Here is a 14073-nt window from a genome sequence, read left to right on the forward strand (position 1 = left end):
CCATGACCGTCCGCAGCGTCGTCGTCGACACCGACACCGGGGTCGACGACGCCCACACCCTGCTGTACCTGGCCGGACGCCCGGACGCCGAGATCGCGGGCCTGTCGTCCGTGTTCGGCAACTGCGAGGAGGAGGACGCCGCGCGCAACATCGGCTACGTCACCCGGCTGCTCGGGCTGGACGTGCCGATCGCCAGGGGCGCCGCCGCGCCGATCGCGGGCGCGGCCCACATCGCCGGGCACGTGCACGGCAAGGACGGACTCGGCGACGTCGGCTACGACCGGCCGCTGCCCGCCGTGACCGGGGAGAGCGGGGCCGAACTGCTGGTCAGGCTGGCCGGCGAGCGGCCGGGCGAGCTCGACCTGCTGGCACTCGGGCCGCTGACCAACCTGGGGCTGGCGCTCCGCCTCGACCCCGAGCTGTTCCTCAAGTATCGTTCGGTCGTGATCATGGGAGGCTCCGGCCCCTATGCCGAACCCGGGCGGCTGCTGATGATCGACGCGAATGTCAACAACGACGCCGAGGCGGCCAGGGCGGTGTTCGAGGCGCCGCGCAACGAGCTGGTGATGGTCGGCGTGAACGTCACCCAGTCGACGATCCTCGACGAGCGGGCGATCACCGCACTGCGCGTGGCGGGCACGCCGCGCACGACGTTCGCCACCGAGATCCTCGACGCCTATCTCGACTTCTACCAGAACGAGTGGGGCCGCCGTATCATCCCGCTGCACGACCCGCTCGCGGCCGGGATCCTGCTCGACCCGACGCTCGCGACCGCCTCCGAGCTCGGCCCGGTGAACGTGGTCAGCGACGGCTTCCTGTCCAGGGCCAGGCTGATGCGCACCCACGACGGCCTGCCGCCCTCCTTCCCCTACGTGCGCACGCCGCCGACCAAGGTGGTCACCGCGGTCGACTCGGCCAGGTTCGTCGGCGAGTTCGTACGGGTGCTGGCCGCATGAGCGACTGGATCGTCCTCGACATCGAGGGCACGACCAGCTCGACGGCGTCGGTGCACGTCGGGCTCTACTCCTATGCCAGGCCCCGGCTGCTGCCCTGGTTGCGGGCCCATGCCGACGACCCCCTGGTGGCCGCGATCGGCGGGGACACGCCGGAGGAGGCGGCCGCGATCCTGCACGCCTGGATGGACCACGACGTGAAGGCGCCGCCGCTGAAGGCGGTGCAGGGGCGAATCTGGGCCGAGGGCTTCGCCGCCGGTGAGCTGAGCGCGCACTTCTTCCCCGACGTCGCGCCCGCGCTGCGGGCCTGGCGTGCGGCGGGCGCGCGGCTCGCGGTGTTCTCGTCGGGCTCGGTGTCCAGCCAGCGCCCGTGGTTCGCGCATGCCGCCGACGGCGATCTGTCGGCGCTGGTCGAGCAGTACTTCGACACCGTCAACGCCGGGCCCAAGCGCGAGGCGGCCTCCTATCGCACGATCGCCGCCCGGCTGGACGCGGCCAGGCCGCTGTTCCTGTCCGACGTGCCCGCCGAGCTCGACGCCGCCACCGAGGCGGGCTGGCGCACGACCGGTCTGCGCCGTCCCGGCGAACCGAGCGAGCACGACGACTTCGGCGCGCACCCGGCGGTCGCGTCGTTCACGGAGATCGACCCCTTCCAGGAGGACAGGTGAGCACCGTGCTGAGAGCCGACCGCGTCTTCGAGGCCGGGGCCAGGCTGGCACGCGAGTCGGCCAGGTACAACTCCTTCGGCTGGATGCGCGGCACCTCGGGCAACCTGTCGGAGGTGCTCACCCGTGAGCCGCTGCGCCTGGCGGTGACGGCCAGCGGCCTGGACAAGGGCGAGCTCGCCGCCTCCGACGTCGCGGTCGTCGGCCCGCACGGCGAACCCGTGGCCGTCGAGGGCGTCACGCCGTTGCGGCCGAGCGCCGAGGCCGGGCTGCATGCCAGGATCGCGGCGCTGACCGGCGCGGGAGCCGTCGTGCACGTGCACGCGATCAACGCCGTCGTGGCGGGCGCGCGCTGGCCGGACGGTGTGGCGTTGCGCGACGTCGAGACGCTCAAGGGCATCGGCAGGGCGGCGCACGACGACGAGGTGGTCTTCCCGGTGATCGCCAACAGCCAGGACATGACCGAACTCGGCGACCGTTTCGAGGCCGCGCACGACGCCGGGGTGCCCGCCGTGATCGTCGCCTCGCACGGCCTGTACGCCTGGGCCGCCGATCTGCGCGCGGCCAGGCACGTCACCGAGTGCGTGGAGTGGCTGCTGGCCTACAAGCTGGCCTCGGCGACCTAGAACTCGTGGGCGAGCAGGGCGGCCACGTCGCCGCCCTGCTCCGGCTCGGCCTCGCGCAGGCGTTCGGCGAAGGCCATCGCCCAGGCGAGCTGGTCCTCCTCCGGCAGTTCGTAGAAGTCCTCCGGCACCCGCATGTGGAACCGCCGATCAGTCACCCGTGCCTCCTGTGGAGATCGTCCGTGTTCTGCGCACGTCGTAGACGGCTTCCTGGTTCTCCGCGATGCCGAGCCGTACGGCGTCGCGGCGGTTGTCGAAGCGCTGGGTGATGTCGAGGTAGACCCGGCCCTGGCCGTTGTCCCAGCCGCCGAGGTAGCGGTCCGGTCTGCCCCTGAAGGTGTCGCGGTGGCGCATGAGGAAGGCGATGATCTCCGCACTGTCGCGTTCGAGGCCGTCGCCCGCGCGTCTGGTGTAGATGTGGCTGGTGTCGCGGAGCGCCGCCATGTAGCCGTCGACCGGCACGTCGCCCGTTCTCGGCTGCCAGCTGAAGCCGCCGGTCGTGCGGAGCTGACCGGGCAGATGGCCCAGGTTCGGGCGGATGATCGGCGCCGGTCTGGCGAACAGCGCGGCGGCCCTCCTGGCGAAGAAGCCGCCGTCCGACGGGATGTGCCTAGGCATGCAGCACCCTGGTCGCCTGGTCGAAGGAGCGGTCGATCAGCAGGCCCGAGATGCGCTTGAACACCGGGATCTCCAGCAGCGAGGCGCCGTACGTCACGCCGGACGTGGCCAGCGCCCGCACGATCTGCACCAGCAGCACGGTCAGCTGCACGATCAGGGCGATCTTGAGTGCCAGGACCAGCGCCGAGCAGACCAGAAGCAGCGCGCCGACCACCCAGGTCCCCCTGCCGCCGTCGGCCACGACCTTCGCCGGGCCGTGCTCGCCCGTCCAGTCCGCCTTGAACGCGCTGACGGCCTCGCCCTCCCCGTGCCGCCACACGCCTGCGGCCGCGGCGTCGGCCTGACGCCAGGCCCGGCGCAGGTCGTCGCCGAGTGCGATCCACGGCATGGCCGTCGCCGCCGTGTCCTCCTCGTCGATCTGCGGCCACAGGAAGCCGGTCTCGGCCAGCAGTGCGGCCATGGCGGGCGGCAGCATGAGACCCATCGGCTCAGCTCACCGCCACGGCGCGCTCGGCGGCCCGGTCGGCGGCGCTGTAGCCGGCCTTCATCGCCAGCACCCCTTCACCCCGCTCGACCAGCCCCAGTACGGCTGATCGCACCGAGTCCATCGCGTGCTCGTGGATGACCCGGTAGGCGGGGCCGATGAGCAGGCTGATGTCGTCCTGGCCCCAGGTGAGGCCGATCGCCCGTACCTCGGCCTCGAACCTCGCCGTCCTGGCCAGCAGGTCCTCGCCCGTGGCGGCCAGGCCTTCGCCCGCGCTCTTCAGGCTCGGGTGGTGCACCTCCATCAGCCTCTCCTGTCGATCCTGGCGAGCACGCCCTGGAGCGACTCGCCGAGCCGGGCCAGGTCCCGCACGGCGCGTTCCTGCAGCTCGCGCAGCTCCTCCTCAAGCCCTTCGGGTACGGCATGCGGCCGCGGGGCGCCGGGCAGCACCGCGTTCACGGCCTCGGTGACGGCGTCGGCCAGGCCTTCGGAGCCCAGGCGCATGGCACGGGGGTCGATGGCGAGGGCGTCGATCAGGCCGTCGGCGCCCAGCCGTACCCGGACCAGGCCGCCCGCCGACTCGGCCTGGCGGATCTGCGGCTGCGCCGCGAGGGCGGCCTGCCTGGTCGTGCGCAGCAGGTCGTGCGCGTCGCCGAGCAGGCGGCCGAACGACTCGGCGCCGAGATCGGCCTGGCCGGCCCGCGACTCCTCGCTCATCGGCGCACCTGCCCGCACAGCACCTGGCCCGCCCGGTCGAACAGCACGCCCGGCCGGTCGAAGGCGACGCCCGCCACCAGCAGGAACCTGGCCACGGCCAGCACGCCTCTGATCGCGGTGACGCGTTCGGGCTCGGGGAGCGTCTCGATGTCGCTGACCCGGGAGAAGCCGATCACCCGGCGGGCGGCCTTGGCCGCGGCGAACGCCACCGCGTCGGCGTACACCTTCGACAGGTAGGCGTCCCTGACCGCATCGCCGAACACCCGGGGGTCGGCCCGCCGCGGCCACAGGGCGGTGAACTCGGCCTCGAACGCCTGCCAGGTCTGCTCGGCCAGTCCCAGCACCCAGGTGGCGTGCGCGTCGTGGCCAAGGACGCTCGCCCTGGCCGCGGCCAGCACGTAGTTGCCCCACAGCGCGCCCACGTCGAAGCCGACGGGCCCGTAGAAGGCGAACTCGGTGTCGAAGGCCCTGGCCGAGTGCGGCTCCTGGCTCACCAGGACCGAGCCGGTGTGCAGGTCGCCGTGGATGAGCGCCTCGGCGTGCGTCATGAACGTCAGCTTCGCCGCGCCGATCGCCGCCCGCACCCTGGGGTCCTCGACGTAGGCGGCCACGTCGGCGGCGTTGCCCGGCAGGATCAGGTTGTGCTCGTGCTCGATGTACGGCTCGGTGAAGACCAGGTCCTCGGTGATCTCGCACAGCTCGGTGTTGACCGAGGCCGCGGCGGCCCGCTTGTGCTCCTTGGCGCCGAGTCCGAACACGGAGGTGCCGAACGCCACCTGGCCCAGGTAGCGGCCGAGGTCGGCGGCGACTCCCTCGTGCCTGAGCCCCTCGTTGAGCGCGCCCCGCCACACGCGGTGGCCGGACAGGTCCTCGATCGCGATGACGTGCCTGCCGGGGTCGGCGTCGTAGATCTCGGGCACTCGGCCCGGCGCCACCCTGCCGTGCGTGCGCAACGCCTGCGCCTCGAACCCGTTGCGCAGCGGCGTCATCGGCCAGGCCGGGTCCACCCTGACGTACGGCAGGGCCTGCTTGAGCACCAGGCCTGGCCCTCCGTCCACCTCGACGACGAACACCAGGTTCAGATTGCCGTCGCCGATCTCCCTGACGCCGGTGACGGCCTCCGGGTCGACCAGGGCGCGAAGGGCCTGCCGCCCCGCCAGATAGGCGGGCACGGTCTCGGCGGTGAGCAGCTCGTAGGCGCTCATCGGTGTGTCCTTTCCCCGCGTCCGAGCGTGTAGCTCACCACGAGTGAGCCGACGAGCAGTGCGCCCTGGACGAAGGTCTGCGTGTAGTAGGGAGCGTCGAGCATCGTCAGGCCATTGATCATCACTCCGATGAACAACGCGCCCACGACGGTGCCCAGTGCGTTGGGCCGGTTGGCGCCGAGCACGGCGAACCCGATGAGGGCCGCCGCCACCGCCTGCAGGAGGTACGGCTCGCCCGCGCCGACGTCGCCTCGGCCGAGCCTGGCCGACAGCAGGATCCCGCCGACGGCGGCGCACAGGCCGGACACCGCGTAGGCCAGGGCCCGGTAGGCGGCCACCCTGATACCGGCCAGCCTGGCCGCCTCGGCGTTGCCGCCGATCGCGTACAGCGCCCTGCCCCAGCGGGTGTGGCCGAGCAGGCCGTACACGAGCACGGCCAGGGCGGCGAACACCATCACGGGCACCGGGACCGGGCCGATCGTGCCGGAGCCGAGCCAGGCGAAGCCCTCGGTGTAGCGGCCGGGCGCGGGTGCGCCGTCGACGGTCATCCCGGTGGAGACCGACTGGCCGGAGGTGAGGATGAGGGCGAGGCCCTGGAAGACGAACATCGTGCCGAGCGTCGCGACCAGGTCCGGCACCTTGGCCACGACGGTGAGCAGGACGTTGACGCCCGCCACCACCAGCCCGGCGAGCAGGCCGAACGCGATGGCGGTGGCGCCGGTGAGGTTGTACCTGACCATGGTCAGCGCGGTCACCATGACCACGGTGCCGACGCACGCGCCGACCGACAGGTCGAAGCCGCCCGTGGTCATCGAGACCGTCACCCCGAGTGCGACCACGCCGACGACCGCGACCGACTGCAGCACGATGAGCGCGTTGCCGAACGTCGCGAAGGCCGGCTCGGCCACCGCGAACACCACCAGCATGACGACGAGCGCGACGACCAGCCCGAACCGGTGCCCGGCCCTGGCCAGCAGCCGCAGCGCCACGACGGGCGCGTCCGCGCTCATCGGGCGCCCTGCCCGGCCATCAGTGCGGCGACGCGCTCGGGCGAGGCGTCGGCGGGACGCAGTTCGCCGGTGGGCACGCCCTCGTGCAGCACGATGACGCGGTCGGCGACCTCCAGCACCTCCTGCGGGTCCGAGCTCGCGACGAGCACCGAGACGCCCGACTCGCGAAGGATCGCACCGATGTCGGCCCTGGCCCCCACGTCCACGCCGCGGAACGGCTCGTCGAGCACGAGCAGTCTGGGCGAGGCCGGGAGCCAGCGCCCGACGATCACCTTCTGCTGGTTGCCGCCCGACAGGGTCTCGATCGCCGCCTCGGGCCCGCCGCCCCGCACCCCGAAACGCGCGACGACCTCGGCGGCGGAGCGCCGTTCGGCCGCGCGTGAGAGCAGTCCGGCCCGGCTGTGCGCCCGCAGCCTGGGCAGGGTGACGTGCGCCCGCACCGACCAGCCGGGGACGACGGCCTGCGCGGCCCGTTCCTCGGCGCAGTAGGCGACCCCGGCGGCGATGGCGGCATGCGGGCCGCGCGGCGCGTAGGGCGAGCCGTCCAGCAGCATGTGCCCGGCGACCAGCGGCCTGGCGCCCGCGACCTGGCCGAGCACCTCGCTCTTGCCCGCGCCGACCAGCCCGGTCAGCCCGACGATCTCCCCCGGCCCGACCTCGAACCCGAACGGCGTGCCGCGCTCGTCCGCCCTGACGCCGACGGCCGCGAACACCGGCTCACGCCGCTCGTCCGCGGCCGGGCGGGCCGGGCCGACCGGCCGCTCCCCTCCGGCCAGCATCGCCGCGACGACCGCCGTACGGTCGAAGGGAGCGGGGAGGTCGCGCCTGACGCGCCCGTCGCGCAGGACCACCACCCGGTCGCACACCTGCTCGAGCTCGGCCAGCCGGTGCGACACGTACAGCACCGCGACCCCGGCCTCGGCCGCCTCCCGCACGCGTGAGAGCAGCACCGCGGACTCGGCCTGCGACAGCGTCGAGGTCGGCTCGTCCAGGACGAGCACCCTGGCGCGGCGGGCCAGCGCCCTGGCGATGACGATCTGCTGCCTGACGCTGGCGGGCAGCGTCTCGACCTTGGCCTCCAGCGGCACGTCCAGGCCCGCCGCGACCTCGGCCGCACGCGCCCGCAGCCGCGCCCTGGTGACGAACCAGCCCGGCCGCCCGGCCGAGCCCGAACCCAGGTCGTCGAGGACGAGGTTGTCGGCGACCGTGGTCCCGAACACGACGCCGTCGTCGATGTTCTGGTGCACGGTCCGCACCCCGGCCCTGGCGGCCTCGACCGGCCCGGCGAACGCGACGGGCCTGCCGTCCAGGAGCAGGCGTCCCGACGTGGGGGCGCTCACGCCGGACAGGATCCTGATGAGCGTCGACTTGCCCGCCCCGTTGGCTCCCGCCAGGCCGACCACCTCGCCGCCCGCCAGATCGAGCCACACGTCGTCGAGCACCGTCGTCGTGCCGTACCTCTTGGTCAGGCCTTCGAGCGAGAGCACGCTCACCTGCCCGCCCACGGCACCTTCGCGACGTCGGGCGTGGTCAGGGCGGGCACGGCGGTGGTGAGCTGCTCGATGCTGGTGATGGCGGCCGAGCGCAGCTGCGCCTGGGTGATGAGCGCGGGCGGCACGGTCAGCGCCTTGTCGACGGGCTGCCCGGCCACCAGCAGCGCGGCGGCGCGTACGGCGACGCGGCCCACATTGGCGGGGTCGGCGGCCGAGGTGGCGACCCAGGGGCTCGCGGCCTCGGTGATGACGCCGATGTCTGCCGTGGAGACGTCGGCGCCGTAGATCTTGACCTTGTCCTGGAGCTTGAGCTCCTTGACCGCGAGCACCGCGCCCTTGGCGAACTCGTCGTAGGGGGCGAAGATCGCCTTCACCCCGGGGTTGGCCAGCAGCGTGGCCTTGGCCTGGTCGGCGACGGCCGACGCGGTCGAGCTGTTGACGACGCCGATCTGCGCGACCTGCTTGATACCCGGGTTGTCGGCCTTGAACTGCTTCCACACCGCGTCACGCCGATCCAGTGGCGCGAACCCGGCGACGTACACGTAGACGACCTCGCCGCTGCCCGCGGTGTCGGTCTTGAGCGCGCCCAGGGCCTGCTCGGCGATCAGCTTGTCGTCCTGGGAGATGGTGACGGCCTCGGGCGTGCCGGGGTCGACGTCGAAGGCGACGACGGGGATGCCGGCGGCGACCGCCTTCTTGACGGCGGGCTGCACGGTGTCGGCGAAGCCGTGGTCGACGATGATCGCCGCGGCCTTGGCGCCGACCGCCTGCTCCAGGTTGAGCGCCTGCCTGTCGTTGTTGCCGTCGGCGCTGGAGACGTCGAGGTCGATGTTCAGCGCTTCGGCCTCGCCCTTGGCTCCGGCGAGCCACTGCTCGGCGTAGTCGCCGGACGACAGCTGCCGGACGAGCGAGACGCGTACCTTTCCCGCGGCGAAGACGGCCGGTACGGGGGCCGACGGCGCGGCGGTCGAGGCGGCGGGAGCGGGGGCCGCGGTCGAGGGAGACGCGGCGGGCGTGCCCTGGGAGCATCCGGCGAGCGCGAGCACGCCCAGACCGGCGACGAGAAGTCTTACGGAGATCACAGAGGGGATGGTAGGACGTCTGAGACCCTATTGTCCACTTTTCGTGTAGGAATAGGAGGATTTGCATATAATGGCGATATGACTTACCTGACCGTCTACACCGACGGAGAGCGCCCCGAGACCCTGCTGGAGACCCAGGACACCGACGAGATCGCCGCCGCGCTCAAGGAGATCGACGTGCTGCTGCGGCACTGGCGCGTCGCCGAACTGCCGGAGGGCGCGGGCCAGGAGGAGATCCTGGCCGCCTACCGCGAGGAGATCGGCAAGGTGACCGCCGATGAGGGCTACACCTTCGTCGACGTGGCCAGGCTGCGCCCGGACGACAGCCCCGACTGGCCCGAGCGCGCGGCGGCGGCCCGGCAGAAGTTCCTCGCCGAGCACACCCACGACGACGACGAGGTGCGCTACTTCGTCGACGGCTCCGGCATCTTCTACCTGCACGTCGGCGGCAAGGTGCACGCGGTGCTGTGCGAGGCGGGCGACCTGCTCAGCGTGCCGAGGAACACCACGCACTGGTTCGACATGGGCACCACACCCGACTTCACCGCCATCCGCTTCTTCCACGACGACGACGGCTGGATCGGCGACTTCACCGGCGACACCATCGCCTCGCGCATCCCCGGCTACGACGACATCGCCGCACGCCGCGCAGCTCTCCGGCCCGGCGGGCCGTACACGGTCTGAGTAGGGGGCTACTCATTCGCCGGGCCCCGTAGCGGGGTCACCATCGTCACGCATGCCAGCTTCACCGACGGCGGGAGCGTGACGATGGCGGACTCCTTCGTGATCAAATTCGGCGGCGGCGAGGACGACTTCGCCCCCGTTCTGCCCGACCTTGATCTGCCCGACCTCACCCTGCCGGTGGGACCCGACCTCGAACAGCCGGGCCCCACCGTGATCGGCGTGCCGCTGCTGCCCGAGGACCAGCTGATCGTCAAGCGGCTGCCGACGCCCGACGTCTTCCCCCAGCGCGATGTGACGATCGACGACCTGTTCAGACCGGTCAAGGTGCCGCACTTCGACTGGCTCGACCTCGACCGCGACCGGTTGAGGCCGATACCGGACGAGGGGCCGCCGATCATCCCCGAAGAGGAACTGCCCAAGTGGTGGCAGGACCCCTTCGTACCCGACCCCGGCGTCATCTGGCCGCCGGACGTGCTCGGCCCGCCCCCGGTCGACCCCACCGTCGACGGCGTCCCGCGCGATCAGCTCAATGTGCCGATCGCCCTCAGCGCCACCCCTTCCGACATCGACGTGTTCGAGAGCCCGGACGGCCAGACCGGCTACGCCCTGCCGATCTACGACCTGATCTTCGACAGGGTCGGGGCGATCGACGAGCCGCGCGTGCTGATCGTCGACCGCGACGGCACCGCGACGCTCTCGCTGAGCTTCGTCGAGGTGGAGGTCAATCCCGGCTTCAGGGAGTTGCCGCACGTCATCGCGGTGGCCCTGAGGTACCGGGTGCCCGTGCACGGCGGCGGCAGCATGACGGTCGAGCTGCCCTTCCCGATCATCACGCTGGACGCGAGCCAGACCGTGCTCACGGCCGAGCTGCCGCTGACCACACCCGGCGTGCGCGAGCAACTGCTGGCCGCCATGGGCTCGCTGGAGGCCGCCGTCGAGCTGGTGATCAAACGCGGGGTGGTCGTCGGCCTGCCGACCGGCGCGGTCGACGGCATGGGCAACCTGCTCTACCGCGAGAGCACGCTGATGATGGAACGGGTGGCGCCGCCGAGCCCGCTCATCCTGTCCGAGGCCCAGCGGGTACGGCTGGGCGGCGGCGCGGCGGGCGGCGCCCTGCAGCCGATGAGCAGGGTACGCATCCCGCACGGCGACCGCAGCCACTCCTACTGGCAGGACCCGGTCAGGCCGAACCGCTTCTACTTCCTGCCCGACAGGTTCCTGCTGGCCAGGATGGGCGAGTCGCTGCGCAGACCGGCCGTCAGGGTCAGGGCGACCAGCGCCGCCAGCCAGGACGACCTGCGCATCACGACCGAGTTCCTGGCCCGGCCGATCTTCGTCCCCGAACGGCTTGAGCTCGCCGTCCCCCGGCTGGAGCAGGAGGCGGCGCTGCGGGGCGGGACCGGGGCGGTGATCATGGAGATCCTGCCGGACGCCCAGCCCGTGCTGCGGCTGGCGCTGCCGGTCGGCGGGGCGCCCTCGGCCGCGCTGACCGAGCGGCCGGACGCCCAGATCGACCTGGAGCTCGGCGTCACGCACGCGGAGACGTTCGCGCTCGAGGACTTCAGGCTGGTGCACGAGGCGCTGTTCGGGGCCTCGCTCAGCCTGCTGCGCGGTGAGGTGCGGGTCAGCGCGGGCGGCGGGCCCGTCGAGGACGTGCCGCTCGAACTGCGCCTGGAACACACCGCGGGCGACGTGCTGACCCTGACCCCGCTGCTGGCCGACGCCACACGGATCAGGGCCAGGCTGACCAACGCGGTGGAGAGCCCGGTCAGACTGGACCGCCTCGCCGCCACCGCGCTCGTCGGCGCGCAGCGGGTGGCGCTGGCGGTGCAGGGGCTGCCCACGGCCAAGCTGCTGACGCCAGGCGAGTCGCTCGACATCGACCTGGTGCCCGCCGCGCCGCTGGCCGGTCCGGCCGAGGCCGTGCTCCTGGACCAGAGCGGGCTCGTCGTCCTGCTGGACAGGGAGGCGGTCTGGACCTCGATCTTCGACGACAGCGCCAATCCCCGGCTCACCCGGCAGATCGTCGTCGAGGCCGTGCCCGGCCAGTTCGAGGCGCCTGGCGACCGGGTCGCGGCCTTCATCGTGACGATCGACGGCGCGTCGGCGTCGGTGCGGCTGACCGAGGCCGAGCCGCGCGCGGTCGCCACCGTCCTGGTGCCGATCAAACCGCTGCTCGTCGGCGCACCGCTGCCCCCGCTGCGCTACCGCACCGAGACCCTGTGGACCTCGGGCGGCATCGGGGTCAGCCAGCCGCGTACGACCGACGCGACGATCCTGCTGCCGATCAGGACGGCAGCCGGAGTGGGAGAGCAATCATGACCGTACTCAGCGGCCTGCCCGACCTGGCGTCACCGGTCGGCACGGGATACGCCGCCTTCGAACGCGCCGGACAGGTGGTGTCGGTCCCCGACCGACTCGACCTGGAACGGCAGGCGGACGGCTCGGCCGAACTGCTGCTCACCCTGGAACGCAGCCTCGTCTTCGAGCCGATCGGCAGGCTGGAGGCCGGCTTCGCCGCGGTGACGGCCGAGGCGGGCGACGGGAGCGTGGCGGGGGCGCGTGTGGTGCCCGCCGATGTGCGCGAGGGCGTGCTGGAGGTGACCGCGCTGCTCGGGCCCGCCGCCGAGAAGCAGCTCGTCCCTCCGCTCGCCCTCGCCCCCGACGAGGTGAGCAGGGCCAGGATGGCGGCTGTTCTGAGCACACAGGCGGCCGTGCTGGCCGCCAAGCTGATCGAGGACGCGACGCTCCCGGTGACGGCGGCGCTGCGCCTGTCGTTCAGGGCGGTGGCCGAGCGGGTGCCGTTCGCGACCGGCTTCGACCCGGCGGAGCTCGCCCTGCGCCTGGCCGGGCGGCTCGGCGAAGGGGCCAGGGTCAGGCTGGAGGAGCTGGGCGAGGCGCTCGACGCACTGCTCGAAGGCCAGGCCGACGGGTCCGAGGTCGCACGGCGGCGGACGCTCGCCCGCCGGATCGCCCCGCTGCTGGCCGTGCCCGCGCCCGGCGCCTCCCTCGACCTCGTGCTGCTCGACCCGGCGTCGGTCCCCTCCGGCCGGGTCGAGCTCGATCTGGCCGTGCCCGCGCCCGTCATCGTGCACAGGCGGCTCACCCTGGACCCGTTCGCCACGGCCAGGGGGCAGGCGGGCGGCTCGCTCGACAGGTTCGTCCGCAAGATCACCCTGCCCGAGCTGCCCACGGGGCACGTGCCCGTGACGGCGGTGGCGAACCTGCCCGAGCCGGTCGCCGGGCTGCTGCGGCTCTTCGCCGACCTGAAGGCGCCTCCCGCTCCGCCGCAGCGCCCGCAGCAGGTCAGCGTGTCCTTCCCGCTCACGACTCCGCACCGCACCGCCTCGGGCACCGTCGTGCTGGCCCCCGGCGAGACGCTGAGCGGCGAGGCCCGGCTGCGGGCGCTGGTCGACTCGGCCGACGGCCCGGTCGAGCTCGAAGGCCCGTGGGAGCCGGCGAACGCCAGGCACCTGCTGCTCGGGCGTGCCGCCTTCCCGCTGCCGCTGACCGTGCTGCGCGCCTCCGACGCGCTGCTCGCCCTGGCCACGGCCGCGGTCCTGACCACCTCCGGGCGTACGGCCGGGCTGCTCGCCACCGGCACCCCGCACCTGGCGATCCCCGAACACCCGGGTGACCGGGCGACCCGCGTGGTGCTGACGCCGCTGGGTCCGGGCCGGCCGATCGAGATCGCACTGGACGGCACGGCCAGGCACGACCTGGACCCGGCGCTGCTGCCCGGCTTCGGCGCGCACCGCGCCACCGTGGCCGCCCTCACGCCTCCCCTCACCGTCGAATGGCATGCCGAAGGCGGCTCCCCCGAAGAGCTCCAGCGGGCACGCCTGACGGTGGAACGTTCCTCGGCCGAGATCGGCTGGGTCGCCACCTCGCCCTTCCAGCCGGGCGTCGTGTGGCGCGTCGTACGCGGAGGCACGACCGGGCCCTGGTCCGCCCCCGTCGCGCCGGTCCCCGGCCTGGTCATCACGGTGGACGAGCCCGAGTCCGTCGTCGTGGACGGCCTGGAGCTGCGTCCGGACCGGCGCGAGCCCGGCACGTGGAACTACGTGCCGCCCGGCCCCTTCCTCGAACGCGACCAGCACGGGCGTCCGGCCGTCGGCCTCATCGAGGCGGGCGAGCTGGCCTTCCTGCAGCTCACCACCAGGCTCGACCTGCCGCAGGACTCCAGGGACGGCGTGCTCTCGGCCCTGCGCGGCCGTACGGCTGGCGACGCCAGGCAGGTGCGGCCCGCGGACGTGAGCGTGACCCGGGTCGCCGTCGAGGCCAAGGACGCCGACGGCACGTGGCGGCCGATCGCCGAAGGCGGCTCCTCCGGCCTGCCGCCGTGGACAACCGCCCTGTCGGCCACCCTCACCGCCGGGCAGCGCGCCGCGGTCAAGGCGGCGCTCGGCGGCGAGCGCGAACGGCTGCGGGTGGTCGGCGAACTCACCGAACGCGGGCCCGGCCGGGCCCACACCCGGGCCAGGGACCTGGCCGACCTCGTCAAGACCGACTGAAGAAAAGCCACAGAACGGGAGCAGT

The 14073-nt window shown here is 73.0% G+C and carries 15 protein-coding genes; 6 read left to right on the forward strand and 9 right to left on the reverse strand.

Translation table 11 applies throughout. The features are described from left to right. Window positions 1–2 precede the first annotated feature (2 nt). Genes ACTWNK_RS29385 through mtnB form a run of 3 tightly spaced genes read left to right on the forward strand, consistent with a single transcriptional unit; the run spans window position 3 to window position 2244 of the window. Complete coding sequence (locus ACTWNK_RS29385; RefSeq protein ID WP_474307788.1) at window positions 3–956, forward strand: nucleoside hydrolase; 954 nt, start codon at window positions 3–5, stop codon at window positions 954–956. Beyond that, window positions 953–1621: an acireductone synthase gene (gene mtnC, locus ACTWNK_RS29390; protein WP_474307789.1), complete on the forward strand. Its 669-nt coding sequence runs from the start codon at window positions 953–955 to the stop codon at window positions 1619–1621. Before ACTWNK_RS29385 ends, mtnC begins: the two co-directional genes overlap by 4 nt. Further along, window positions 1618–2244 carry a methylthioribulose 1-phosphate dehydratase gene (gene mtnB, locus ACTWNK_RS29395; protein ID WP_474307790.1) on the forward strand — a complete coding sequence of 209 codons (627 nt, stop codon included), beginning with the start codon at window positions 1618–1620 and terminating at the stop codon, window positions 2242–2244. The genes mtnC and mtnB overlap by 4 nt, the downstream gene beginning before the upstream one ends. Here the strand turns inward: mtnB and ACTWNK_RS29400 are convergent. From ACTWNK_RS29400 to ACTWNK_RS29440, 9 genes are read right to left on the reverse strand one after another with little or no spacing between them, the layout of a single operon-like run. Further along, window positions 2241–2399, reverse strand: coding sequence for a hypothetical protein (locus ACTWNK_RS29400; protein WP_474307791.1), 159 nt, complete (start codon window positions 2397–2399; stop codon window positions 2241–2243). The two genes, mtnB and ACTWNK_RS29400, sit on opposite strands and share 4 nt — an antisense overlap. After that, window positions 2392–2859 (reverse strand): hypothetical protein, encoded by a 468-nt coding sequence (locus ACTWNK_RS29405; RefSeq protein WP_474307792.1) that lies wholly within the window; start codon window positions 2857–2859, stop codon window positions 2392–2394. Before ACTWNK_RS29405 ends, ACTWNK_RS29400 begins: the two co-directional genes overlap by 8 nt. Continuing rightward, complete coding sequence (locus ACTWNK_RS29410; protein ID WP_474307793.1) at window positions 2852–3343, reverse strand: WXG100-like domain-containing protein; 492 nt, start codon at window positions 3341–3343, stop codon at window positions 2852–2854. The genes ACTWNK_RS29405 and ACTWNK_RS29410 overlap by 8 nt, the downstream gene beginning before the upstream one ends. A gap of 4 nt (window positions 3344–3347) precedes the next feature. Next, window positions 3348–3647: a hypothetical protein gene (locus tag ACTWNK_RS29415; RefSeq protein ID WP_474307794.1), complete on the reverse strand. Its 300-nt coding sequence runs from the start codon at window positions 3645–3647 to the stop codon at window positions 3348–3350. Continuing rightward, window positions 3647–4060 (reverse strand): YbaB/EbfC family nucleoid-associated protein, encoded by a 414-nt coding sequence (locus ACTWNK_RS29420; RefSeq protein ID WP_474307795.1) that lies wholly within the window; start codon window positions 4058–4060, stop codon window positions 3647–3649. Before ACTWNK_RS29420 ends, ACTWNK_RS29415 begins: the two co-directional genes overlap by 1 nt. Then, window positions 4057–5265, reverse strand: coding sequence for an S-methyl-5-thioribose kinase (gene mtnK / locus ACTWNK_RS29425; protein WP_474307796.1), 1209 nt, complete (start codon window positions 5263–5265; stop codon window positions 4057–4059). The genes ACTWNK_RS29420 and mtnK overlap by 4 nt, the downstream gene beginning before the upstream one ends. Further along, window positions 5262–6275 carry an ABC transporter permease gene (locus tag ACTWNK_RS29430; protein WP_474307797.1) on the reverse strand — a complete coding sequence of 338 codons (1014 nt, stop codon included), beginning with the start codon at window positions 6273–6275 and terminating at the stop codon, window positions 5262–5264. Before ACTWNK_RS29430 ends, mtnK begins: the two co-directional genes overlap by 4 nt. Beyond that, complete coding sequence (locus ACTWNK_RS29435) at window positions 6272–7768, reverse strand: sugar ABC transporter ATP-binding protein (protein WP_474307798.1); 1497 nt, start codon at window positions 7766–7768, stop codon at window positions 6272–6274. The genes ACTWNK_RS29430 and ACTWNK_RS29435 overlap by 4 nt, the downstream gene beginning before the upstream one ends. Continuing rightward, entirely contained in the window at window positions 7765–8850 is a 1086-nt protein-coding gene (locus ACTWNK_RS29440) for a substrate-binding domain-containing protein (RefSeq protein WP_474307799.1), read from the reverse strand. The genes ACTWNK_RS29435 and ACTWNK_RS29440 overlap by 4 nt, the downstream gene beginning before the upstream one ends. A gap of 78 nt (window positions 8851–8928) precedes the next feature. On the opposite strand from ACTWNK_RS29440, the gene ACTWNK_RS29445 reads away from it, so the two are divergent. From ACTWNK_RS29445 to ACTWNK_RS29455, 3 genes are all read left to right on the forward strand, one after another. Further along, window positions 8929–9534 carry a 1,2-dihydroxy-3-keto-5-methylthiopentene dioxygenase gene (locus ACTWNK_RS29445; protein ID WP_474307800.1) on the forward strand — a complete coding sequence of 202 codons (606 nt, stop codon included), beginning with the start codon at window positions 8929–8931 and terminating at the stop codon, window positions 9532–9534. A gap of 84 nt (window positions 9535–9618) precedes the next feature. Beyond that, window positions 9619–11856 carry a hypothetical protein gene (locus tag ACTWNK_RS29450; protein WP_474307801.1) on the forward strand — a complete coding sequence of 746 codons (2238 nt, stop codon included), beginning with the start codon at window positions 9619–9621 and terminating at the stop codon, window positions 11854–11856. Next, a complete protein-coding gene (locus tag ACTWNK_RS29455) occupies window positions 11853–14048 on the forward strand; it encodes a hypothetical protein (RefSeq protein ID WP_474307802.1) in 2196 nt (731 codons plus the stop codon). The genes ACTWNK_RS29450 and ACTWNK_RS29455 overlap by 4 nt, the downstream gene beginning before the upstream one ends. Window positions 14049–14073 lie beyond the last annotated feature (25 nt).

The sequence above is a fragment of the Nonomuraea sp. IBHARD001 genome (genome assembly GCF_056106265.1).

Coding starts and splice junctions, on each gene's coding strand:
- ACTWNK_RS29385 (WP_474307788.1), top strand. CDS start 3: ATGACCGTCCGCAGCGTCGTCGTCGACACCGACACCGGGGTCGACGAC.
- mtnC (WP_474307789.1), top strand. CDS start 953: ATGAGCGACTGGATCGTCCTCGACATCGAGGGCACGACCAGCTCGACG.
- ACTWNK_RS29405 (WP_474307792.1), bottom strand. CDS start 2,859: ATGCCTAGGCACATCCCGTCGGACGGCGGCTTCTTCGCCAGGAGGGCC.
- ACTWNK_RS29410 (WP_474307793.1), bottom strand. CDS start 3,343: ATGGGTCTCATGCTGCCGCCCGCCATGGCCGCACTGCTGGCCGAGACC.
- ACTWNK_RS29415 (WP_474307794.1), bottom strand. CDS start 3,647: ATGGAGGTGCACCACCCGAGCCTGAAGAGCGCGGGCGAAGGCCTGGCC.
- ACTWNK_RS29420 (WP_474307795.1), bottom strand. CDS start 4,060: ATGAGCGAGGAGTCGCGGGCCGGCCAGGCCGATCTCGGCGCCGAGTCG.
- mtnK (WP_474307796.1), bottom strand. CDS start 5,265: ATGAGCGCCTACGAGCTGCTCACCGCCGAGACCGTGCCCGCCTATCTG.
- ACTWNK_RS29430 (WP_474307797.1), bottom strand. CDS start 6,275: ATGAGCGCGGACGCGCCCGTCGTGGCGCTGCGGCTGCTGGCCAGGGCC.
- ACTWNK_RS29445 (WP_474307800.1), top strand. CDS start 8,929: ATGACTTACCTGACCGTCTACACCGACGGAGAGCGCCCCGAGACCCTG.
- ACTWNK_RS29450 (WP_474307801.1), top strand. CDS start 9,619: ATGGCGGACTCCTTCGTGATCAAATTCGGCGGCGGCGAGGACGACTTC.
- ACTWNK_RS29455 (WP_474307802.1), top strand. CDS start 11,853: ATGACCGTACTCAGCGGCCTGCCCGACCTGGCGTCACCGGTCGGCACG.